This is a genomic window from Stenotrophomonas sp. 112478_Sma (genome assembly GCF_056479905.1).
In genome coordinates this window covers 2636816-2659750 of the sequence record NZ_CM151072.1, presented here as the reverse complement: position 1 = coordinate 2659750, position 22935 = coordinate 2636816, and the positions used below count along the sequence as shown (strand labels likewise).

Below are 22935 nucleotides of genomic sequence, written 5' to 3'. Positions count from 1 at the left end.
TTCCGCATGAACGATCCTGCCCATTGCCATTTCCGTGAAGGCGTGCCCACGGTCGAGGCCTATTGCCAGCTCCGGGCGCTGGCCGGGCTCAGCGCCAAGACCGCCGAAGCGGCTGCACGTGCGCTGCCCAATACCCTGTTCGGTGTCTGCGCCTATCAGGGCAGTGAGCTGGTGGCGATGGGCCGGATCGTCGGCGATGGCGGCTGCCACCTGCAGGTCTGCGATATCGCCGTGCTGCCGCCGTTGCAGGGGCAGGGACTGGGCAAGGAGGTGATGCGGCGTCTGGACGAATGGATGCAGGCCAACCTTCCGCCTTCGGCCTATGTGAGCCTGCTCGCCGATGGCGAGGCACATCGGTTGTATGCGCAGTACGGATTCGCGCCGACGGCGCCAGCCTCGATCGGAATGTATCGACGCTTCTGAAAAGAAAAACCCCGGCCGAAGCCGGGGTTTTCAGAAATTGGCGTCCCCACGGGGATTCGAACCCCGGTCGCCACCGTGAAAGGGTGATGTCCTAGGCCTCTAGACGATGGGGACGCACGAAAACTTCAAGTTGTAGAACCTTCGACGGCCTGATGTCGAAAGTGGTGGAGCCAAGCGGGATCGAACCGCTGACCTCCTGCATGCCATGCAGGCGCTCTCCCAGCTGAGCTATGGCCCCATGAAACCAGGATGCCTGCCGGGAGCAGGGTCCTTTTGAAACTGGCGTCCCCACGGGGATTCGAACCCCGGTCGCCACCGTGAAAGGGTGATGTCCTAGGCCTCTAGACGATGGGGACGCACGAAAAACTTCAAGTTGTAGAACTTTCGACGGCCTAATGTCGAAAGTGGTGGAGCCAAGCGGGATCGAACCGCTGACCTCCTGCATGCCATGCAGGCGCTCTCCCAGCTGAGCTATGGCCCCGTGTTACCGAGCCGCCTATCATACCTGCGTGTTCACGTTTGTGGAAGCCTTTTGAGCTTTTTTCGTTCCGGCGCCCCGCATACGATCCGGGAGACCACCGTGACGCCACAACCTGAATGCCGGTTGGCGGTGAACAAAAAAGACCCGGTTATCGGCCGGGTCCTCGTTGTTCGTGATGAGTGGCGTCCCCACGGGGATTCGAACCCCGGTCGCCACCGTGAAAGGGTGATGTCCTAGGCCTCTAGACGATGGGGACGCAATTCTCATCAATGTTCTTTAGCGACCTTTCGACGGCCTAATGCCGAAAGATTGGTGGAGCCAAGCGGGATCGAACCGCTGACCTCCTGCATGCCATGCAGGCGCTCTCCCAGCTGAGCTATGGCCCCACGTCGCTGAGGAGCGAAATAATAGCGATGCCCCCTGGGGTTGGCAAGCATTTGTTGCACTTTTCTTCACGTCCGCGGCCGGGTGCGCCATCGTTCCGCCGGGTGCCTGGTCACTCGCCGTCTTCGGTCAGCGCCGCCAGGATCGGGCAGTGCACCAGCGCACCGTGGCCAGGGCAGGCCTCGACCAGTTGCGACAGTGCCGCATGCATGCGCTGCAGTTCGTTCATGCGCTGCTCGATGTCGCGCAGGCGCGTCCGTGCGGTGTCACGCACGCTGCCCATGTCGTGCTGGTGCTGGTCGCTCAGTGCGAGCAGTTCAGCGATCTCCTCCAGGCTGAAACCCAGCGCCTTCGCACGGCGGATGAAACGCAGGCGACGCAGGTCCTGCTCGCCGAAGATGCGGTAGCCACCGGCCGAACGTGCCGCGGTGGGCAACAGCTGCTGGCGCTCGTAGTAGCGGACCGTATCGATCGGGACGCCGGCCCGGCGCGCCAGCTGACCAATGTTCATGGCGGAATTCCTCGGGTTTCCGGTCGCCATTCTGAACCCTTGAGTCTGGTCCAGGGTCAATGCGATGTGTGAGTTACGCATCCAGTGCACTTTGCAACTTTCTTCATAGCCTCGCCGATGGAGCACTTTCTACCCTGCACCTGAACCGGTCATTCGCTGGCCAGAACCGAGGAGGTGCACCGTGGAGGGAATCAGGAGCGAGGGGTTCGTTGAAGTGGGGGTGGTCGAGTACCCCGGTGGCGACCCGTCGGCAGCATCGGTACTGGCTGAAATGGCACATGTGGCCAACCGCGTGGCGCAGCAGCAGCGGCGCCCGTTCAAGCGGGTGCTGGTGACCCGCTGGATCGTGCCGGCCAGCCGCAGCGGGGTACATCGCATCGCGGGCGCGGACATGCTGGACGCGGCCATTCCCGCGGTGATCGCGGTTCCGGGCCAGGTCAGTTCGACGGCCTCTCTTCGTACCGATGAAATCCTGCTCGACTGGCTCCGTGCGCACTACGACGGCGGCAGTCTGCTGGCGGCCGCGGCGGATGGGGTGAGCGTATTGGCCCGGGCCGGCCTGCTGGCGGGCCGGACCGTGTCGGGTCCGGATCTCAGCCGCCATCCCGGACTGGTGGCGCAGGCTGTCAGCTGGGTACCCAGCGAACGCGCACTGGTGGACGATGGTGATCTGCTGACCGTCGCAGGTGTGCAGGCATGGCGCTTTCTCGGCCTGCGACTGCTGCACCGGCTGTTCGGTCAGGGCGTGGCCAGCGCGGTGGCCACGCAGCTCGCGATCACCGTTCCGGAACCGATCCAGCAGGATCTGGAGCGCTTCAGCGCCAACTTCGCCCATGGGGACCGCGACGTGCTGAAGGCCCAGCGCTGGCTGCACACCACGGCGGCGCGCGGCGCCACGCTTGCTTCGATCTGCGAAGTGGCCGGGCTGGAGCCGCGCACTCTGCAGCGCCGCTTCCTCAGAGCGACCGGGTTGCGTCCGATCGAATACTGCCAGCGACTGCGGGTGGCCAAGGCGCAGACATTGCTGCAGCAGGGGGCGGGTATCGATGAGGTGGCCTGGGGGGTCGGCTATGCCGATCAGAGTGCGTTCCGGCGTCTGTTCCTGCGCATCGTCGGCATGACGCCGGCGAACTATCGACGTCACGTCAGCAACAAGCGCCGCGAACGCCCGCTGCTGCCCTCCGTGGCAGGGAGCCTGCGCGGATTGGCGCCGGCGCCGACGCCGGGCATTCAGATGGGGCGCAGCGCGGCTTGACGATTGACGGTCGGTCGTCGCGCTTGCATCGCAGGCGCGACGCTTCGACCATGCGGTCAGTCGATCGTTGAGTGGGTGGAATGATGTCCAGCGTTGGGCCGGTGCCGATGCCGGTCGTTCTGATTCTGATCTGTGTACTGATTGCGATGACGATCGCCCGGCTCTGGCCCGGTCGCCGTGCGCAGGGACCGCAGCCTTCGGCGGCCGGCATGGTGCTGGATATGCTGCTGGTGGGGCTGCTGTGTGGCCGCATCAGCTTCGTCGCCGTCAATGCGGCGCTGTATCGCGACTCGCCATGGAGCGTTCTGCAGATCACCGATGGTGGATACCACCTGGTCGTCGTGCTGATGGCTGCGTTGGCGTGGGGATTGTGGCGGCTGCGTGGACATCCCGCGCTGCGCCGGCCGGTATTGGCAGCAGCGCTGGCAGGTACGCTGCTGTGGGGCGCAGCCACTCACGGCGTGTCCGGGTGGCAGGCGCGGCATATGCCGCTGCCCAGGCTGGAGGTGATGGAACTGCAGGGCCGTGTCATCGATCTGCAGCAGTTCCGCGGGAAACCCGTGGTCGTGAATCTATGGGCAACGTGGTGTGGTCCGTGCCGACGTGAAATGCCCGTGCTGGCAGCCGCGCAGGACGCACATGACGATGTGCGGTTCGTGTTCCTCAATCAGGGAGAAAGTCTGGACGAGGTCCAGGGTTTCATTGCCGGCGAACGCCTGCAGCTGCGCAACGTGCTGCTGGATGACGATGCTGCCGCATCTGCGGCGCTCGGGGTGCAGGCGTATCCTTCTACCCTGTTCTTCGATGCTGACGGACGCCTGCAGGAGCTGCATCTGGGTGAACTGACCATGGCAGGGCTTGAACACAAACTGCGCCGGCTGCGGTAGCCTGCGCTGGCATCCCACTATGGAGTTCCCATGTCGTTGATTTCCCTGCGCACCGTTCCTGCGGTGCTGTTGCTGCCGGCCCTGCTGGCCTTGGCCGCCTGCAGCCAGGCGCAGACGCCACCGGGCAAGGCAGGAGCTGCGCCGGCAACCGGTGCGCCGGCCTCCGCTGCCAAGGGGGATCGCCCGGCGGTCCTGAAGGGCATCGAGAAGCATGGTTTCGAGGTCGTCGCCGAGTTCGACGCACCGGGTGGGCTGCGCGGCTTTGCCGGCGTGGTCGGTGGCCAGCAGCCTGCCGCCGCTTACGTGACCGCGGACGGCAAGCACGTGGTGGTAGGCAGTCTGTTCGATGCCGAGGGTAACGATGTCGCCGCTGATGCAGTGGAAAAGCTGGTGGCCGCGCCGATGTCGGCCAAGATGTGGAGCAAGCTGGACGCCAGTGCATGGGTGCGGGATGGCAAGGCCGACGCACCGCGCGTGGTCTACACATTCAGTGATGCCAACTGCCCGTACTGCCACAAGTTCTGGGAGGCGGCACGCCCATGGGTGGATGCCGGCAAGGTGCAGCTGCGTCATGTGATGGTCGGTGTGATCCGCGAGGACAGCCCGGCCAAGGCGGCCGCGATTCTGGCCGCACGCGACCCCAGCGCGGCGCTGCTGGAGAACGAGCGCCAGTTCGACCGCGGTGGCATCAAGCCGCTGCCGAACATCAGCCGCGAGATCGCGGGGAAGCTGGATGCCAACCAGGTCCTGATGATCGAGATGGGCTTCCAGGGTACGCCGGGGATCCTGTTCCAGGATGCGCAGGGCCAGGTGCAGCGTCGCTCCGGTCTTCCACAGGGTGCCGATCTGCAGACGGTGCTGGGTCCACGCTGAAAAGCGATCCTGCATGCAGGGTGTCATCGACAGGCCCGTACGGAAACGTGCGGGCCTGCTGCGTTCGTACGGCCATAACGGTGTGAACGGCTGCGCAGTGCTTGCTCGCCGTCACGTCTGAATCGTGACTGAGATCAAGCATCGTGCCTTGATTCCAATCAAGGCCAAAAACGACGTGCGCACTAGCCTGTGACGCATGAAATACAGCGATATCGCTTCTGCACTGCTGCACACGCAGGGCTCTCCCCAGAGCATGCCTGCATCGCAATTCACGACACTCTCACTCTGCGCTTGCTACCCAGACTGCTCCGGTCGCTGCCTCATCGGCGGTGCGAACCTGCCGGCGACCGTCTGTCTTAATCGCAGTATCCGTATTTCCAGCAACGGCGGAGCGAAGCCAGGACGGCGCACGCGTGCGGTCCGGCATCGCGTGGCGAGTGTTCGTGCACGGGGGATGCAATGCGCATGGCAGTACTGAGTCTTGCCTGCCTGGCCGCGCTGGCCGCTGCGCCGCTGCAGGCGCAGGCGGTTGCCGACGACGACGCGCAGGCGCTGCGCCGTGAGATTGCGGCGATGCGACAGGCCCTGGAAGGCATGCAGCAACGCCTGGACCAGCTCGAGCGGCATGATGCGGGCGTCGTGCCTGCTGCTACGGCTACGCCCGTGTCCCCAGCTCCGGCGACGACGGCCGCCACATTGCAGCCCACCCGCGTGCCCGGCGTGGCGCAACCGGTGCTGCCGGCGCGCGAATCAGTGGCGGACCCGTCGACGGCCGCCTCGCGTCCAGACAACGCTGCCAGCCCCACCGACGCGGATCTGAAAGGCTTCTTCGCCATCCCCGGAACCGACACGGTCATCCGCATCGGCGGCTATGCCAAGCTCGATGCCATCGCCGACTCGCGCCGGGCGGGGGACGAGGACCAGTTCATCCCTTCATCGATGCCGGTAGGGGACAGCCATCGCGATGTTTCCAACTTCAACATCCACGCCAAGCAGACGCGGTTCAGCTTCGAGGCGCGCCGGCCGACCACGCATGGCAACCTGCGCTTCTATCTGGAGAATGATTTCTTCGGCAGCAGCGATGGATACCAGTTCCGCCTGCGCCACGCCTATGGGCAGCTTGGCAATACCTATGCCGGTTATGGCTACTCCAGCTTCATGGATGCCGACAGCCTGCCCGATACGCTGGATTTCGCAGGCCCGGGAGGTGCTGGCTACCTGCTGGTGGCCGGCATCCACCACAGTTTCGCGCTGGGCAAGGGAAGCACGCTGACGATCGCCGCCGAAGACCCGGAGACGGAACTGGCCGGGGCCAGCGAGACGCTGGCGGCGGTGAACCGGCTGCCGGATGTCACGGTAACCGCGCGCATGGAGCGCGATTGGGGCCACCTGCAGATGGGTGCGGTGGCCCGCAGTCTGGCCTATGACGGCCAGGACCAGCGCGACCGGCGCATCGCCGGCGGCCTGCAGCTCAGCGGTTCTGCTTCCGTGGGCGCGCGCGACCTGCTGCTGTTCGGCGTGCTGGGCGGCCGCGGCCTGAGCCGCTACACCGCTGATCTGACCGGCTCCGGCCTGGATGCCGTGGTGGATGCGGACGGTCGCCTGGAGGCACTGGATCTGCACGGCGGCTTCGTCGGTTACACCCATTACTGGTCCGATCTGTGGCGCTCGAATCTGATTTTCGGACAGCTCACGCTGGAGCGGAACGCCGCTCTTGCCAGTGACGCGTTCCGGCAAAGCCGTTACGGCGTCTTCAACCTGATCTGGAGCCCCGCGCCCTCGTGGACGATGGGCATGGAGCTGCTTTACGGCCGCCTGCAGCAGCAGGACGGTGCACGCGGCGACACAGTAAGAGTGCAGGGCAGCCTGCAGTACAACTTCATCAAATAGGCGCCAGCGGCAGCACGCCAGCGCAGCCAACCCCCATGCCCGGCGCAACCGGGCTGATGCCGGTACAGGAGATTGTCATGGCAGAAGCAAAGAAGATCGGTGTGGTGGGAGCCACCTTCCTCGTCGCGGGCAACATGATGGGCTCAGGCGTATTCCTGTTGCCCTCCAGCCTGGCCAAGATCGGTACCGCCTCGATCTGGGGCTGGCTGATCACCACGGCGGGTGCGCTGCTGTTGGCGTTCGTGTTCGCCAAACTGGGCAAGCTGGCCCCGAAGGCCGGCGGCCCCTATGCCTATGCGCGCGACTGGTTCGGCCCCTACATGGGTTTCCAGACCAATACCATCTACTGGTTCGCCAACTGGATCGGCAATGTCGCCATCCCGATCGCGGCGGTGGGTTACTTCAGCTACTTCTTCCCGATCCTGTCCGAGCCGCTGGTGCGCTGCATCGCGGTCCTGGTGCTGGTGTGGGCGCTGAGTTTCGCCAATGTGATCGGTCCGGCCTTCGTCAGTCGCGTGCAGACCGTCACCACCAGCTTCGCGCTGGTGCCGATCCTGGGCATCGCCATCTTCGGCTGGTTCTTCTTCGATGCCGACATCTTCAAAGGGGCCTACAACGTCTCCGGTGAATCCAACTTCGGTGCGATCTCCAGTGCAGCCGCACTGACGCTGTGGGCGTTCATCGGCGTGGAGTCAGCGTCGGTGACCGCCGGCGTGGTCGAGAACCCGGAGAAGAATGTCGCGCGCGCTACGCTGGCCGGCGTGTTCCTTGCGGCCATCGCCTACATCGCCAGTTCGTCGGTGATCATGGGCATGGTCCCCAACGGTGAACTGCAGACTTCGGACGCGCCGTTCGCCTTGGCGGCGGCCAAGGCCGTGGGGGGTGGGGCGGTGCGCTGGTCAGCCTGTGCGCGTTCATCGGTGCGGCCGGCTCGCTCGGTGGCTGGATCCTGCTGACCGCACAGAGCGCGAAGGCCGCATCGGATGATGGCCTGTTCCCGAGCATCTTCAGCAAAACCAACAAGGATGACGTGCCGGTCAAGGGCGTGCTGATCGTGGCGGTGCTGATGACGCTGGCCGTGCTGGTCACTTCCACCTCGGAAACGGCATCCGCGCAGTTCGATGTGATCACCTCGGCCGCGGTGGTGCTGACCCTGCTGCCCTACATCTATTCCTGCGTGGCCTGCTACTTCGTGGTCGAACGCTCGCACACCCTGGTGCATACCGGCGCATTCTGGACCTTGACCAGCCTCACCGTCGTGTACTGCCTGTGGGCGATCTATGGCTCGTCGGGAACGATCGTGCAGTACGCCTTCCTGTTCGTCCTGTTCATCACCGTGTTCTATCCCTTCTTCAGCGAGGAGCGCCGCCAGCAGCGGCAGCGTGCCCGCGAGGCGGCGGCGATTTCTGCCGGCGCGCAGCATTCCTGATTCGGACAAGGAGAAACAACGTGTATTTCAAGTCATTGGACTATCCGGTCATAGTCATCGACGGTGATTACGACTCACCACGCATCGGCGGCATCCTGATCCGCGCTCTGGTGGAAGAGCTGCGCAGCAACGACCAGCGCGTGCTGTGCGGGTTGAACCTGGATGATGCCCGTGCAGGAGCACGCACCTATGTTGCGGCGTCGGCCGTGCTGATATCGATCGATGGAAGCGAGGAAGTCGATGGCGAGTTCCAGCGCCTGACCGCGTTCCTGCGCGAGCAGAGTGCGCGCCGCGCGAACCTGCCGGTCTTCCTGTATGGCGAGCGCCGTACCATCGAGAAGGTACCGAGCAAGCTGCTCAAGTACATCCACGGCTTCATCTTCCTGTTCGAGGACACCAAGAACTTCATCTCCCGGCAGGTGATGCGGGCCGCTGAAGACTACATGCAGCACCTGCTGCCGCCGTTCTTCAAGGCACTGATCCATCATGCCGCCGAGTCGAACTACTCCTGGCATACGCCCGGCCACGCCGGTGGCGTGGCCTTCACCAAATCGCCGGTTGGCCGTGCATTCCACCAGTTCTATGGCGAGAACACGCTGCGCAGCGATCTGTCGATCTCGGTGCCGGAGCTGGGATCGCTGCTGGACCACACCGGGCCGATCAAGGACGCCGAGAACGAAGCGGCCCGCAACTTCGGCGCCGACCATACGTTCTTCGTGACCAATGGCACCTCCACGGCCAACAAGATCGTATGGCACGGCACGGTGGCGCGGGGCGATGTGGTGTTCGTCGACCGCAACTGCCACAAGTCGCTCCTGCATGCGCTGATCATGACGGGCGCGGTACCCGTGTACTTCACGCCCAGCCGCAACGCGCACGGCATCATCGGCCCGATCAGCCTGGACCAGTTCACTCCGGAATCGCTGCAGCAGCGCATCGCCGCGAACCCGCTGGCGAGCAAGGCATACACGGCGGGCTCCAAGCCGCGTATCGCCGTGGTCACCAACTCCACCTACGATGGCCTGTGCTACAACGCCGAGAAGATCGCCGACGAGATCGGCAGTGCGGTGGACTTTCTGCACTTCGATGAGGCCTGGTATGCCTACGCCGCATTCCATCCCTTCTACGAGAACCACTACGGCATGGCCAAGGGCAAGCCGCGCGAGCAGGATGCGATCATCTTCACCACGCACTCCACCCATAAGCTGCTTGCCGCGTTCTCGCAGGCCTCGATGATCCATGTGCGCAACTCGGCACAGCGCAATCTGGATGCGGAGCGTTTCAACGAATCATTCATGATGCACACCTCCACCAGCCCGCATTACGGCGTGATCGCTGCCTGTGATGTCGCGTCGAAGATGATGGAGGGCGAGGCCGGTCGCTCGCTGGTGCAGGAGATGCACGACGAGGCGATCGCATTCCGGCGCGCCATGCTGCATGTGCGCGACGATCTCGGCCGTGATGATTGGTGGTTCAGCGTGTGGCAGCCGACCAAGGTCGAGCGCAGCCTTGACAAGGGCGACACGCCGGCGCCGATGGTGGCCAAGCGGGAGGAGTGGTACCTGCAGCCGGATGGGCACTGGCATGGTTTCGAGAATCTGGTGGACGACTATGTACTGATCGATCCCATCAAGGTGACCCTGCTGACCCCCGGCCTGTCGATGGATGGCGGAATGGGCCGGCTGGGCATTCCAGCGGCGGTGCTGAGCAAGTTCCTGTGGGGTCGTGGCATCACTGTGGAGAAGACCAACCTCTACTCGGTGCTGTTCCTGTTCTCGATGGGGATCACCAAGGGCAAGTGGAGCACGCTGGTCACCGAGCTGATGGCGTTCAAGGAGCTGTATGACCGCAACGCCCCCCTGAGCCAGGCGCTGCCGACGCTGGCGGCGGACTATCCCGTTGCCTACGCCGGCTGGGGACTGCGTGACCTCTGCGATGCGCTGCACGCCTTCAACCAGGAGTTCGCAGTGGCCCGGGTGATGCGCGAGATGTACGTGGACCTGCCGACGCCGGTGATGACCCCGGCCGATGCCTACAACCATCTGGTGAAGGGGGAAATCGAACGGGTGGACATCGAACAGCTCAGTGGCCGCATCGCGGCGACCATGCTGGTGCCGTACCCGCCCGGCATTCCCACCATCATGCCGGGCGAGCGCTTCGGTGCCAGCGATGAGCCCATCATCGAGTCGCTGCGCATCGCACGCGAGCAGAATGCGCGCTTCCCGGGCTTCGAGTCGGACGTGCACGGACTGATCATCGAGCACGACGGCGAGACCGTTTCGTACAAGGTGGAAGTGCTGAAGGCCTGAGCTACTCCGTGGTCCTCCGCACGCGTCGCGGTGCGGAGGACTGCCGGGCGGCGAACCCGGTGCACGGGCACGCCGATTCCGCTGCTGCGTCATGCTGTTGGAGATCGAAGCGTAAGCGTACAGCGCCTAGCGCAGGTAGTACTCCACGGGCACCACCAGTTCCTGCGGCGCCTTCATTTCGTCGGGAATGCGTGGCAGCGGTTGTGCGCGGCGGAAGGTCTGCAGCGCCGCGTCATCGAGCAGGGACTGGCCGCTGGACTGCTCCAGGCGCAGCGCCAGAAGGCGTCCGTCGCGGTCGATGCTGGCGCGGACCCAGCTGGTGCCCTGCTGGCGCCGCGATCTAGCGCTGGAGGGGTAGTAGCGGTATCGCTCCAGTCGTGCCATCAGCCGCGCTTCCCACTGGTCGCTCGCAGCGCCGGCCTGGACGTCCGCGGGTGGAGCGTCTGGAGCAGGCGGCGCGGCCGAGATCGATGCCGGTGCAGGACGGGCATCGGCCGTGGGCGCAGGTGGGGCGACCCGCGTGGGTTGCCGGCCGGCGCCGGCGATCTCGCTGGCGGCCAGTTCGCCTTCACGCGCGTGGGTCGGCGCGGGTGGCGGCGGCGATTTCCGTGGCTGCGCGGCGCGCGCCTGTTGCGCCTGGCTGGGCTGTTCGGCCTGGCGTTCCTCCACAGGCTGTGGCGGTGCAGCCGGCGCAAGCAGGCGCAGGCTGATGCGCACATCCTGCTCTGGCGGCGGCAGCGTAGGCGGGGCTGCCACCCAGTGCACGAGCAGCAGCAGCGGCAGCAGGTGGATACCGACGGTGATCGCCATTGCCTGCCAGTGTTGCCTGCGTTCACTCATCTGCGATCACCCACAGCAGGTCGGCGTCGCTGGCGTCGATGGCTTCTTCCGCCGATGCCAGAGCGACCACCAGCGCAGGCGCGGATGCGGGCAGATAGCCCGGTACGCCGGTGCCGCGCAGCACATGCCAGCGGCCGGCAACCAGCAGCGCGGGTGTCTGTGCGGCCGCCAGTACCTGCGCCATACGCGAATCGCGGGCCTGCTGAACGGCCAGCATGCCTTCCAGCAGCGGTGCGGCGTCGGCGTGCTGGGCCAGCACTACGTTCGACAGGCGGTGGCGTGCGCCAGGCACCGGGAAGCGCGCCGGTGCCGACGAAGCGAGCAGCGCGTCGACCTCCGCACGCGAGAGGTTGCCACCGTGCAGGGCGATGCCTGCAGCGGCGGCATCCTGCACCAGTCCGCCATAGGCCGACCACGGCCAACGGGGGTCCCAGCCCAGCAGTTCCTGCAGGTGTTGCCCGTCGGCACGGTTGCCCTTGTCCAGCCAGCGCTGCACGCGCTGCAGGCGGGGCTGGCGTTCACTGCCGATCATCTCCAGGACCAGCGCACCCTGTGGTCGCTGCTGGTGCAGGGCCTGCAACAGCCAGCGTTCGGCGGCATGGTCGGCGGCGACGTCATGGCGTTCCCCCAGCAGCAGGTGCCGGGCGGCGGCGACGCGCTGCACGAACGCCGCTTCCTGCAACGGCCGGCCGCTGGCCAGGTCGATCACCGTGCCGGGCATCGACTGGGCCTGCCCGGTCGCCAGCACGGCAAGCAGGCACAGCGGCAACCAGCGTCGGCTAGAACGCCACGTTGACGCCCATCGAGACGGTGCGGCCGCGGCCGTTGCCGCGGTCCAGGATCGGGCTGAAGATGCTGTCGATCGAGGCATTGTTGTCATAGGCTTTGTTTTGCAGGTTTTCGATGTTCAGCCATACGGTGGTGCTGGCCTGTGGCTTGAAGCTGGCGTAGAAGTCCAGCAGCACACCCGTGCCGCGGGTCTTGCGGGTCTGGAAGAAGTCGTAGCCTTCCTCGGTGGGGCCGGAGTATTCGGCGCGCACGCCGGCCTGCACGCGCTGCTGCCACCAGCGACCGCCGACGTCCAGCGTCCAGTAGCGGTCGGGAAGCGCGGTGATGTCTTCCAGGTTGACGAACTCGATGGCGGGCGCGCTGGTGTGTGATCGTGTCCAGCTCAGCGTCGCGTGATAGTGCTCGCTGGCGTAGTGGGCCTCCAGCTCGATGCCACGCATGCGCACCACGCCCGGGTCGTTCATCCAGCGGGTGGTGACGCTGAAGTCGTCCACATCCAGCGCATCGGTCCAGGCCGAAAGCTGCGGGTCGCTGTCGATCGGTACCACGACGGGCTCGATTTCCGGTGGATGCACGATCAGCAGGTACTGCGGCTTGATGTAGTCGCGGATGCGGTTGTCGAAGCGGGTTACCCGCAACTGGGCCAGGTCGCCGTCGCGCAGCAGCGAGTCGGTGCTGAGATTGGCGCCGAACTGCAGGTTGCGCGAGCGTTCGCGACGCAGGAATGGATTGGCGCCTACGCCATCGGCATCGCTCATGCCTTCCAGCGGAATCTTCTCGAAGAACATCTCCTGCACGCGTGGCGGCCGCGATGTTCGCGAGGCCTCGGCGTACAGCTGCAGCCAGTCGGTTGCCTGCAACGAAACCGAGAGGCTGGGACTGAGTGCATGTTGGCGGCGGCGGATGTCGATGCCCCCGCCGTTGATCCGGGTGCACTGGCCCGGCACATCCGAACAGGCCGGGATGTGCCCGCGGATGCCGTAGCGATCCTGGCGCAGCCCGGTGGTCAGTGCGTAGATGCCGTACTGCAGTTCGAGCGTACTGAACACGCTGTCCAGCTGGCTGCGCCCCTGCGGGTTGGCGCCGCGCAGGGTGGGCGTATCAGCAACGAAAATGTCCGACTGGTGCTTGAGGCCTGTGTTCCAGCGTGCCTGCAGCGAGCCGATCTCGAAGCGGCTGGTGTTGTCGATGTTCCAGCTGCTCAGGCTGCTGTGGGTACGCCGGCCGACGTAGCTGGACACTTCCACCGGCGGATAGAACAGCCGCGTCTTGTTGGCGGCGAAGCTGGCGCGCAGATCGATCCAGGGTGTGTAGGGCGTGTAGTGATAGCTGGCGCGCTGGTTGCGTGCCGAAATCTGCCACGGGTAGTTGTGATAGAAGTCGTTCTCGTAGCGCATGTGGCTCAGGTCCAGCCGGTGCAGCTCACTGGGTTGCAGGCGGGCCTTGAGCAGCCAGCTTCTGGGGTGCTGGCTGCCCGGGTCGGCGCTGTTCTTCTGCCCGTTAGCGGTCGCGTACTCGCTGCTGCGGCTGCTGCTGGCCGCCGCAAGCAGGCCGAACTGGCGGTCACCGCCTTCCTCGCTGTGGCGCCACGCGCCGGCGAAGGTGCGGCCACTGCCATAGCCGTTGTCGCCGTGCCGGTAGCCGGCGCGCAGGCCCCAGTCGCGGCTCTCACCCAGCAGGTCATCGATATCCAGCGTGCGGAAGTTGGCGGTACCGGCCAGGGTGCCAGCGCCATCGCCGCCAGCGACGGCACCGCGCTGCACATCCACCCCGGCCAGCAGGAATGGATCGACATAGGCGAACGGGCCGCCGGAGCCGTGCCCGGCGTTGTTGCGGAAGGTCTGGGTGACACCGTCGATCATCGTGTTGACGCGGCCGGCGCCGGTCATGCCACGGATGTTGACCTGGAGGCCGGGCTGGCTGCGCGAGTGGAAGCTGTGCGTGCCGGGCATCGAGCGCAGCAGGCTGTTGCCCTCCTGGCGTTCGGCCATCGCCACGCGTTCACTGCCAACGGCTGGCGCGAAGCCATCGCGGGTGGCGGGGACGTACTGGCTGGCGCCGGTGCCGGGCGCATGGCCCTGTGCAGGAGTGCCCTGCACGCGCAACGGACCGGTGCGGCGGCTGCCATCGCTGGACTCGGCAGGCGCCGGCTCGAGGGTGGCACGCCGTGCATCGATGAAGCGGGGCCGCAGGCCGGTGCCGGCCAACAATTGTGACAGCGCCTGCCTGTCGTCGAAGTTGCCGCGCAGGGCGGGCGCCATCTGGCGCTGGGGCAGCGCGCCACCGATCACCAGATCGATGCCGGTGAGCCGGCTGTAGGCATCCAGTGCGCCGGCCAGCGGCTGTGCAGGCAGGTCGTAGTGGCGGGTTGCGGTCTGTGCCTGGGCATGGCCGGACAGGAATGGAACCGGGCTGGCGCAGGCCAGCGACAAGGCCAGGACAAGGGGGCGGTGGGACAGCATCGAGGTCTCCAGGGAGTGACGCAGAGCGTCGTCAGCCTGGGAAGACGCACGGGCAGGGACGATGTCAGGGTGCATGGCCGGCGCCGTGCGTTGATGACAGCCACAGCTGCAGTCCGGGACCGATGCGCAGCACGCGAACCTGCAATTGCCGGGCGAGCTGGTCGCGGGTGCCGGTGGCGCCGGTGGCATTGCCCAGCACGGTGACCCGCTGCTGGCGCAGGTGCGCGCCCATGATCCAGGTGTGCCCACCGTCCCAGCGGTCCAGCCCCCGGGCGACATCCTCCAATGGGGCCGATACCCAGTGCAGGCGCCGCTCGCGCCAGGCGAGCACGCCTGCCGGTGCGGCCGACGGGGTGCCGGGTGTCTGGCCATCGAAGCGCAGTTGTTCGCCCTGGCTTGCCTCTCCGCTGCCGCTGCCGCTGTCCACCCGCACCTGGTGTTCGGTGACGGTCACCACGCTGCTGCCGTTCTGCACGGCGACATCGAATGCGGTGCCCAGCGCGGTGACCCTGCCATGCGGCGTGCGCACCTGGAACGGCCGGTCGGCATCGGCGGCAACCTGGAACCAGGCCTGTCCCTTCTTGAGCTGCAGCTGCCGGCGCTGCCCGTCGATGCGGACGCGCACCTCGCTGCCCGGAGAAAGCACGACGCGCGAACCGTCCTGCAAGGGTGTCTCGCGGATCTCGCCGACGGTGGTGCGCAGCACCAGTTCTGGCGGCGGTGCGTCCTGGCGGAGCGACAGGCCCAGCACGCACAGCAGCAGGGCGCCGATGCCCGCCTCGCGCAGGGCACGCCGGCGGTGACGCTGCTGCTGGCGTTGCAGGCTGGGCAGGCCGGCACCGGCCTGCCACAGCTGCTGCAGGTGCAGGTACTGTGCTGCATGGCGCGGGTCTGCCTGATACCAGTGGGCGAACGCGCGCTCGTCGCGCGTACCGTCATGGCCGTCGAGCCACCAGCGTGCGGCTTCGCGTGCGATCGTGTCCTGACTCATGGGCCGGGCACCTGTTGCAGCGCGACCAGCGCGCGCAGCAGGTGTCCATGCACGGTCTGCCGGCTGATGCCGAGCTGGCGACCGATTTCGGCCAAGGCCATCTGTTCGACCCGGGCCAGCAGGAACACCTGCCGCGAGCGCGGCGGCAGGGCGGCGATGATCGCGTCCAGGTGACGCAGTTGTTCGAGATCGAGCAGGCGTTGTTCCGGCAGGGGCGCCGGATCGGCGAGGGTGGTCAGAGATGCTTCGTCCAGCGGGTCTTCCCGGCGGCGCTGGCGTTGCCGGTAATGGTCGGCGATCAGGTTGTGGGCGACGCGGTACAGGTAGGCGCGGCCATTGCTGAGCAGGCCACTGGCGGCGACCTTGACGACACGCAGCCAGGTCTCCTGGACGACGTCATCGGCATCGCTGCGTTGCGGGAGTTTGCGGCGGACGTGGGCGTGCAGCGGCCGGTAATGGGCGGCGCACAGATGCGCGACATCCGTCGGTTCGACAGGCGTGGACACGGGGCGGGCTACAACTGGGAAAGGGAACAGCCCGCGGCGGCAAGGGCAGCGCCTGCACCTTACAGTAAAAGAGAATCATTTGCATCCATGGTGCCGGCGCATCGAAGGCGAGCGGGCCGGCAGCGCGCTCTGCGTCAGAGGTCGCGGTACTGGATCTGTGCAGCGAGCACACGCAGGCCTTCGGCGCTGCTGGACAGGATGCGTTCTTCGCCAATGCCCTTCTGGCGTTGCAGCTGGAATCCCGCTGCGTTGGGCAGGTGCGCGGCGATGGTCTCCAGGCGTTGCAGCGCATCGGCCCCTTGGCAGTCGAAATGACCCCAGTAGGCGCCGTGACGGTGGACCAGCAGGCGGTAGTTCATCGTGCGTTCTCCGGTAGTTCCTGCAGCCAGTGGTTGAACATCGCAGTCGCGGCTGCGGCCAGCGGGGCGCCATAGCGGCGTGCCTGCGCGCGAAGATCGTTCGGGTCGATGCCCGCCTGGGCCAGCTCGAGCGCGTGGCCGATCAGCCAGCGTTCGAACTGCCGCGCGTCCAGTTCCGGGTGGCACTGCAGGGCCAGTGCATGCTTCCCGATGGAAAAGGCCTGGTGGCGGCAGGCGGGTGTGCTGGCAAGACGGTGCGCACCGTCCGGGAGTTCGAAGGCTTCGCCATGCCAATGCAGCACAGGAATGCCCTGCAATGCCAGCAGGGGAGAACGCTGGCCCTCGTCGGTCAGCAGCAGTGGCGCGAATCCGATTTCCTTGCCTCCGCTGGGCGCCACCTCCGCCCCCAGCGCACGTGCCATCAGCTGCGCACCCAGGCAGATGCCGAGGGTCGGCCGCTGCAGGTGCAGGCGCCGTTGCAGCAGCGCGATGCTGTCAGCCAGGAAGGGGTAGAGCAGGCCATCGTTGACGCTGACCGGGCCTCCCAGTACGACCAGCAGATCAGCCGCTTCGGCCGCGTCAAGCGCATCGATGCCGGCCTGCAGCACGTGCAGCTGCCAGCCCTGGGCCAACAGCAGCGGCTGCAGCGTGCCGAGGTCTTCGAAGGCGATGTGTTGCAGGACGACTGCGTGCTTCATGCGGCCCCTCCACGGGTGGGCCAGTAGGCGCTGTCCGGTGTCGCGCGTGCTCCGAAGATGGCCTGGCCGACGCGGACCACGGTGGCGCCCTCCTCGATGGCGACCTCGAAGTCGCCGGACATGCCCATCGACAGCTGCGACAGGTCGATGCCGGTCGGCGCGCTGCGCTGCAGCTGGTCGCGCAGCGTGCGCAGGCGGACGAAGCAGGCGCGTACGCGTTCCACCTCCGGAGTGAAGATGGCCAGGGTCATCAATCCGCGTACGCGCAGGCGGTCGAACATGGGCAGCTGCTGCACGAAAGCGTCGACGGCACCGGGCTCCAGGCCGTACTTGCTGGGTTCGGCGGAGGTGTTGACCTGCACGAACACGTCCAGAGTGCGGTCCTCAAGCAGCAGGCGCTGCTGCAGCGCTTCGGCCACGCGCAGGCTGTCCAGCGCCTGGAATTCACTGGCGAAGTGCGCCACATGGCGGGCCTTGTTGGTCTGCAGGTGGCCGATCACCGACCAGCGCACGCCAAGGTCGGCCATCGACTCGGCCTTGCGCTGTGCCTCCTGCACCTTGTTCTCACCCAGCTCATGGCAGTCGGCAGCCACGGCCATGCGGATGCGCGCCTCATCCACGGTCTTGCTGACCGGCAGCAGGCGCACGCTCTGCGGGTCGCGGCCCGCGCGGGCACAGGCCCGCGCGATGCGCTGGCGCACCGTGAGCAGGTTGCGGGCGATCTGTTCGACGGACCGGGCGACAGGCCAGTCGGCGGCGGCAAGGGGCATGCGTGCACCTCCAATGCAGGGTGGCCAGGGTGGGATACACTGGCACAGGACAAGATTTATTTTGGCATAGGACAAAATGAAAATCACCGGGCACAGTGCCGAATCGATCTTCGACAGCATCCGCGAGGGCATCGGCGACGGGCGGCTGACCGCCGGCAGCGTGCTGCCGCCGGTACGCGAGCTGGCCGAGCGGCTGGGCGTCAACCGCAACACGGTGGCGGCCGCGTACAAGCGGCTGGACGCGGCGGGCCTGGCCAGTACGGGGGGGCGGCGCGGTACCACGGTGCGTGGCGTGCCGGCCCCCGTCGCGCGCGAAGGCAGTCCGCCGGGGCTGGCGCTGAACGATCTGGCAGGTGGCAATCCGGACCCACGGCTGTTGCCGAGCCTGCGCCTGGCACCGGCGCCACCTCGGCTGTATGGCGTGGGTACGGTCGACCCGCGCATGCAGCGGCTGGCACGTGCGTCGCTGGATGCCGATTGTCCGCAGGGCTACGCCCTGGAGCTGAGCCACGGTGCGGTCGATGGCATCGAACGCCTGCTGGCTGCCTGGCTGCTGCCCGGTGACCGCATCGCTGTGGAGGATCCCTGCTTCCTTGGCAGCCTCAACGTGCTCAATGCCGCTGGCCACACGCCGCTGCCCGTGGCGGTGGACACGCATGGGATGCAGGTGGCGTCGCTGCGGCGGGCGCTGGAGGCTGGCGCACGCGCGGTACTGCTGACGCCGCGCGCACACAATCCTACCGGCGCCAGCCTGGATGCGAAGCGGGCGCGGGCACTGCGCCAGCTGCTGGCCGGCTACCCGCAGGTGGCAGTGCTGATCGACGATCATTACGCGTTGCTCTCGCAGCAGGCCTACCACTCGGTGCTGCCCGTCGATGGCCGGCGCTGGGCACTGCTGCGCTCGCTGTCCAAGCCGTTGGGCCCGGATCTGCGCCTGGCGTGGCTGGCCTGCGATGAGGAAACCGCAGTACGGCTGCGCCTGCGGCTGGCAGCGGGAACCGGCTGGGTCAGCCACCTGCTGCAGGACGCGGCGGTCTCGGTGCTGGAATCAGCCCCGCAGCGGGCGAAGATCGCTTCGGCCGGCGTGCGTTACCAGCAGCGGTTGCAGTCGCTGCAGATGCTGCTGCAGGCGCGGGGCGTGCAGCAGGCCGTGCCGATGGAGGGGTTGAACCTGTGGTTGCCGCTGCAGGATGACAGCCGCCCGCAGGTACTGGCGCTGGCCGCCCGCGGCTGGCATGTGCGTGCCGGCGAAGTGTTCGCGGTTTCCGCCCCCGGTCATGGCCTGCGCATCACCTGTGCGGCGCTGGGAACACCGCAGCAGCGACAGCTGGCCGATGACCTGGCGGCCGTGCTGGGATGATGAACCCGCGTCCTTCAGGGCGCGGCACTGACGCCGGGGCGCACGTAGTAGGACTGTCCGCTGTCATCTACGAACATCAACTCCGGCTTGCCCTGCCAGGAGGTGAGCATCGCGCCGGTGTTGTTCTGGTGTTTGACCATCAGGCTGGCGCCGCGGTCGGGGTTGGCGACCACCTTGAACACTTCGGTGGTGCCGGCTGCATCGTCAAGCGTCAGCAGGGCTTCGCCACCGTGGTCGGTCGTGCCGTAGCCGCCGCGTTCGGAGCCGTCCGGACCCAGCAGAACCAGGCCGGACAGGGCGCTGGCACGTGTTCCCTGCACCTGGCCGCGACTGCGCGGGTCGGGCACCGGGGCGCCCAGGATCACCCGCGCCTGACCGGCGCCATCGTGGATGACCAGGCCCCGGGCTTCGATCACCCGCTGCGGCGATTGGCTGCGATGCAGGCTCCAGGCAGTCCAGCCGGAAACGAGCAGGGCGAGGGTGGAGACCAGCAGCGTGGTCAGCGTGAGTGCACGGGGCATCGGATCGTCCTTCCTTGGATGTGCCGACGATAACGGAAGCGGGCCGCCCATGACCAGTTCGCTGTGTGATGCGGTGTGTCCTCAGTGGAAGTCGCGGCTTCGGCTGCGCAGGCCCTGCAGCAGTTCATCCAGGCAGTGCATGCGTTGCACGATCACATGCTGCACGCCATCGACACGCTCCAGGCGGCCGTCGATCTGCATCAACTGGGTATCGACCAGTACACGGTGCTGCCGGTCGGCCAGGTGCCGCCAGACCACGGCATTGACCATGCCGGTTTCATCTTCCAGGGTAAGGAAGGTGACGCCGCTGGCGGTCTGGGGACGCTGGCGCATGCGTACCAGCCCGGCGATGCGTACGCGGCGGCCATGGCCGTGGCTGGCCAGTTGTGCGGCGTCGAGGCAGCCGCGGCTGCGCAGCTGCGTGCGCAGGAATGACATGGGATGGCGACCCAGGGTAGTGCCGATGCTGCGGTAGTCGGCCTGCATGTCTTCCCACGCACTGGGCAACGGCAATGGCACGCGTGCTTCAGCGGTGGTGCGGGCCTGATCGAACAGCGGCAGGCGGTTTTCCACGCCGGAGACATCCCAGCGCGCACGATGACGATGCCCGCTGAGGCCGCGCAGCGCGCCGGCATCGGCCAGCAGGCCCTGATGGCGCCGGTCCAGGACGGTGCGCTGGCACAGATCGCCGACATCGTCGAATGGCCGTCGCGCGCGTTCGCGCATGATGGCCTGTGCCACCTGTTCGTTGCAGCCATCGACCAGGCGCAGGCCCAGCCGGATCGCCGCGGGACCCCTGCTGAAATCCAGCGTGCAGTCCCAGTCGCTGTGGCGCACGTCCACCGGCAGCACGATGATGCCGTGCCGGCGCGCATCCTGCAGCAGCTGGTCGGGGCTGTAGAACCCCAGTGGCTGGCTGTTGATCAGGCTGGCGGTGAACGCGGCCGGATGATGGCACTTCAGCCAGCAGCTGTTATAGGTCAGCAGGGCGAAGCTGGCGGCGTGGCTTTCCGGGAAGCCGTAATCGCCGAAGCCCTTGATCTGCTCGAACAGGTGCTCGCCGTATTCGCGACTGAAGCCGTTCTCCAGCATGCCGGCCAACAGCTTCTCGCGATGCGGCTCCAGCCCGCCGCGGCGCTTCCAGGCCGCCATCGAACGGCGCAGGGCATCGGCCTCGCCCGGGGTATAACCGGCCGCATCCACCGCCAGCTGCATCACCTGTTCCTGGAACAATGGCACGCCCAGCGTACGTGCGAACACGCGTTCCAGCCGCGGTGGGTAGAGCGGATTGTGTGGATCGTTCAGTGCATCAGGGCCGTGCTCGCGCAGGATCCGCCGCCGCTCCAGATAGGGATGCACCATGTCGCCCTGGATCGGACCGGGTCGCACGATCGCGACTTCGATCACCAGGTCATAGAACGTGCGCGGCTGCATGCGCGGCAGCATCGCCATCTGCGCGCGCGATTCGATCTGGAACACGCCGATGGTGTCGGCGGCGCAGATCATGTCGAAGGTCTTCGCATCCTTGGGCGGGATCGCATCCATGCGTCCTTCGTGCAGGCCATGCTGCTTCAGCATTGCCAGGCATTTGCGGATGGCGGTGAGCATGCCCAGCGCCAGGCAGTCGACCTTCATCAGGCCTGTGGCATCCAGATCGTCCTTGTCCCACTGGATGACGGTGCGGTCGGCCATCGCTGCGTTCTCCACCGGCACCAGCGTCGACAGCGGGTGTTCGGAAATCACGAAACCGCCCGGATGCTGCGACAGGTGGCGCGGGAAGTCGATCAGCTCGGCGGTCAATGACAGCAGTCGCCGCATCAGCGGCGTCTCCGGGTCGAAGCCGCGCTCGCGCAGGGTTTCCGGTAGCGGAATGTTGCCACCCCAATGGTCCATCGCCGCGCCCAGTTCATTGACCTGGTCCATCGGCAGTCCCAGCGCGCGGGCGACATCACGGATCGCACTGCGGCCGCGATAGCTGATCGCCACCGCCGTCAACGCGGCGCGTTCGCGGCCATAGCGCTTGAACACGTACTGCAGGACTTCCTCGCGCCGTTCATGCTCGAAATCGATATCGATATCCGGTGGTTCATTCCGCTCGGCGGAGATGAAGCGCTCGAACAGCAGATTGCTGCGCGCGGGGTCGATCTCGGTCACGCCCAGTACGAAGCACACCGTTGAATTGGCGGCCGAGCCGCGGCCCTGGCAGAGGATGTCCTGGCTGCGGGCGAAGCGCACGATGTCGTGCACGGTGAGGAAGTAGGAGGCATAGTTCTTCTTCTTGATCAATGCCAGCTCGTGCTCGATCTGCCTGCGCTGTGGTTCCTGGATGCCCTCCGGCCAGCGCCAGGGAATCTTTTCTTCCACCAGCTCGCGCAACCAGCTGTCCGGGTCATGACCTTCCGGCACCAGTTCACGCGGGTAGGTGTACTTCAACTGGTCCAGGGTGAAGTGGCAGCGCTCGGCGATGCGCACGGTCTCGGCCAGCAGTGCAGGGGGGTACAACCGGGCCAGCGCGGTGCGCGGGCGCAGATGGCGTTCGCCATTGGGGAACAGGCGCCAGCCGGCTTCGGCCACGCTGCAGCGGTGACGGATCGCGGTCAGCGTGTCCTGCAGCGCGCGGCGGCGGCGCACATGCATGTGCACATCGCCGCTGGCGACCAGCGGCAGGCCGTGGCGTTCGCCGAACGCCTGCAGCTGCTGCAGGCGGCGCGCGTCGTCGTGCTCATGATGCAGTTCCACCGCCAGCCACAGGCGGTCCTTGAAGGCTGCGCGCAGCAGTGGCAGATCGGTGGCGGCGGGCTGCCGGTCCAGCCACAGGCACAACAGGCCGTCGGGCAGGCCGGACAGGTCATCGCGCAGGCAGCGGTACTCGCCCTTGCCGGCCCGCCGCCGGCAGGTGGTGATCAACTGGCACAACCCGGCGTAGGCAGCCTGGTCGGTGCACAGCAGCACCAGCTTCGGGCCCTCTTCGACCTGGAACTCGGCACCGACGATGAGCGCCACGCCCTGTGTCTTCGCTGCCTGCCAGGCGCGCACGATGCCAGCCAGCGAACACTCGTCAGTGATCGCCAGCGCGCGGTAGCCCTGGCCGCGGGCACGTGCGAACAGTTCCTCGGCGGTGGAGGCACCGCGCTGGAAGCTGAAGGCCGACAGGCAGTGCAGTTCGGCATAGCCGGGCAGTTCATCATGCATGGTGG

At 66.6% G+C, this 22935-nt stretch carries 18 protein-coding genes, 6 tRNA genes and 1 pseudogene; 8 read left to right on the top strand and 17 right to left on the bottom strand.

The window, feature by feature from the left end; all coding sequences use genetic code 11:
• Window positions 1-6: 6 nt before the first annotated feature.
• Window positions 7-423 carry a GNAT family N-acetyltransferase gene (locus tag ACZK08_RS12150; protein ID WP_065182734.1) on the top strand — a complete coding sequence of 139 codons (417 nt, stop codon included), beginning with the start codon at window positions 7-9 and terminating at the stop codon, window positions 421-423.
• A 38-nt stretch (window positions 424-461) separates the two neighbouring features.
• Here ACZK08_RS12150 and ACZK08_RS12145 read toward each other — a convergent pair.
• From ACZK08_RS12145 to ACZK08_RS12115, 7 genes are all read right to left on the bottom strand, one after another.
• Window positions 462-537: transfer RNA gene (locus ACZK08_RS12145), tRNA-Glu, on the bottom strand.
• A gap of 48 nt (window positions 538-585) precedes the next feature.
• Window positions 586-661 (bottom strand) — tRNA-Ala (locus ACZK08_RS12140).
• Between the two features lie 42 nt (window positions 662-703).
• Window positions 704-779, bottom strand: a tRNA-Glu gene (locus ACZK08_RS12135).
• Window positions 780-828: 49 nt separating this feature from the next.
• A tRNA-Ala gene (locus tag ACZK08_RS12130) sits at window positions 829-904 on the bottom strand.
• A gap of 180 nt (window positions 905-1084) precedes the next feature.
• Window positions 1085-1160 (bottom strand) — tRNA-Glu (locus tag ACZK08_RS12125).
• Between the two features lie 54 nt (window positions 1161-1214).
• Window positions 1215-1290 (bottom strand) — tRNA-Ala (locus ACZK08_RS12120).
• Between the two features lie 110 nt (window positions 1291-1400).
• Window positions 1401-1799 carry a heavy metal-responsive transcriptional regulator gene (locus tag ACZK08_RS12115; RefSeq protein ID WP_065175310.1) on the bottom strand — a complete coding sequence of 133 codons (399 nt, stop codon included), beginning with the start codon at window positions 1797-1799 and terminating at the stop codon, window positions 1401-1403.
• A 181-nt stretch (window positions 1800-1980) separates the two neighbouring features.
• Here ACZK08_RS12115 and ACZK08_RS12110 point away from each other — a divergent pair, with 181 nt between their 5' ends.
• The 6 genes and pseudogenes from ACZK08_RS12110 to ACZK08_RS12085 all read left to right on the top strand — a co-directional run bounded on the left by ACZK08_RS12110 (window position 1981) and on the right by ACZK08_RS12085 (window position 10442).
• Entirely contained in the window at window positions 1981-3054 is a 1074-nt protein-coding gene (locus ACZK08_RS12110; RefSeq protein ID WP_065182735.1) for a GlxA family transcriptional regulator, read from the top strand.
• Between the two features lie 83 nt (window positions 3055-3137).
• Window positions 3138-3941 (top strand): TlpA disulfide reductase family protein, encoded by an 804-nt coding sequence (locus ACZK08_RS12105; RefSeq protein ID WP_065182780.1) that lies wholly within the window; start codon window positions 3138-3140, stop codon window positions 3939-3941.
• Window positions 3942-3971: 30 nt separating this feature from the next.
• Window positions 3972-4814, top strand: a complete 843-nt coding sequence (dsbG, locus tag ACZK08_RS12100; protein ID WP_065182736.1) for a thiol:disulfide interchange protein DsbG — start codon at window positions 3972-3974, stop codon at window positions 4812-4814.
• Between the two features lie 459 nt (window positions 4815-5273).
• Window positions 5274-6704: a DcaP family trimeric outer membrane transporter gene (locus ACZK08_RS12095; protein WP_065182737.1), complete on the top strand. Its 1431-nt coding sequence runs from the start codon at window positions 5274-5276 to the stop codon at window positions 6702-6704.
• Window positions 6705-6781: 77 nt separating this feature from the next.
• Window positions 6782-8133 (top strand): annotated as a pseudogene (adiC, locus tag ACZK08_RS12090) (arginine/agmatine antiporter).
• Window positions 8134-8153: 20 nt separating this feature from the next.
• The gene (locus ACZK08_RS12085) at window positions 8154-10442 is read left to right on the top strand and encodes an Orn/Lys/Arg family decarboxylase (protein ID WP_065175308.1); all 2289 of its coding nucleotides are present in this window, start codon (window positions 8154-8156) and stop codon (window positions 10440-10442) included.
• A 126-nt stretch (window positions 10443-10568) separates the two neighbouring features.
• Here the strand turns inward: ACZK08_RS12085 and ACZK08_RS12080 are convergent, their stop codons facing one another.
• From ACZK08_RS12080 to ACZK08_RS12045, 8 genes are all read right to left on the bottom strand, one after another.
• Complete coding sequence (locus ACZK08_RS12080) at window positions 10569-11282, bottom strand: energy transducer TonB (RefSeq protein ID WP_065182738.1); 714 nt, start codon at window positions 11280-11282, stop codon at window positions 10569-10571.
• Window positions 11275-12051 carry a ChaN family lipoprotein gene (locus tag ACZK08_RS12075; RefSeq protein ID WP_065182739.1) on the bottom strand — a complete coding sequence of 259 codons (777 nt, stop codon included), beginning with the start codon at window positions 12049-12051 and terminating at the stop codon, window positions 11275-11277. Before ACZK08_RS12075 ends, ACZK08_RS12080 begins: the two co-directional genes overlap by 8 nt.
• Window positions 12052-12061: 10 nt before the next feature.
• Window positions 12062-14533 (bottom strand): TonB-dependent receptor, encoded by a 2472-nt coding sequence (locus ACZK08_RS12070; RefSeq protein WP_065182740.1) that lies wholly within the window; start codon window positions 14531-14533, stop codon window positions 12062-12064.
• Between the two features lie 64 nt (window positions 14534-14597).
• A complete protein-coding gene (locus ACZK08_RS12065; RefSeq protein ID WP_065182741.1) occupies window positions 14598-15524 on the bottom strand; it encodes a FecR family protein in 927 nt (308 codons plus the stop codon).
• Complete coding sequence (locus tag ACZK08_RS12060; RefSeq protein WP_053517659.1) at window positions 15521-16030, bottom strand: RNA polymerase sigma factor; 510 nt, start codon at window positions 16028-16030, stop codon at window positions 15521-15523. Before ACZK08_RS12060 ends, ACZK08_RS12065 begins: the two co-directional genes overlap by 4 nt.
• Before the next feature lie 134 nt (window positions 16031-16164).
• A complete protein-coding gene (locus tag ACZK08_RS12055) occupies window positions 16165-16389 on the bottom strand; it encodes a hypothetical protein (protein WP_065182742.1) in 225 nt (74 codons plus the stop codon).
• Entirely contained in the window at window positions 16386-17087 is a 702-nt protein-coding gene (locus ACZK08_RS12050) for a glutamine amidotransferase (protein ID WP_065182743.1), read from the bottom strand. The genes ACZK08_RS12055 and ACZK08_RS12050 overlap by 4 nt, the downstream gene beginning before the upstream one ends.
• Window positions 17084-17857 carry a YggS family pyridoxal phosphate-dependent enzyme gene (locus ACZK08_RS12045; protein WP_065182744.1) on the bottom strand — a complete coding sequence of 258 codons (774 nt, stop codon included), beginning with the start codon at window positions 17855-17857 and terminating at the stop codon, window positions 17084-17086. Before ACZK08_RS12045 ends, ACZK08_RS12050 begins: the two co-directional genes overlap by 4 nt.
• Window positions 17858-17933: 76 nt before the next feature.
• Between ACZK08_RS12045 and ptsJ the strand changes: the two genes are divergently transcribed.
• Window positions 17934-19217 (top strand): MocR-like B6 salvage transcription factor PtsJ, encoded by a 1284-nt coding sequence (gene ptsJ, locus ACZK08_RS12040; RefSeq protein ID WP_065182745.1) that lies wholly within the window; start codon window positions 17934-17936, stop codon window positions 19215-19217.
• 14 nt (window positions 19218-19231) lie between these two features.
• Here ptsJ and ACZK08_RS12035 read toward each other — a convergent pair whose 3' ends face one another.
• Complete coding sequence (locus ACZK08_RS12035; protein ID WP_053517653.1) at window positions 19232-19738, bottom strand: hypothetical protein; 507 nt, start codon at window positions 19736-19738, stop codon at window positions 19232-19234.
• Window positions 19739-19819: 81 nt separating this feature from the next.
• Window positions 19820-22930, bottom strand: a complete 3111-nt coding sequence (locus ACZK08_RS12030; RefSeq protein ID WP_065182746.1) for an error-prone DNA polymerase — start codon at window positions 22928-22930, stop codon at window positions 19820-19822.
• Between the last annotated feature and the right edge of the window lie 5 nt (window positions 22931-22935).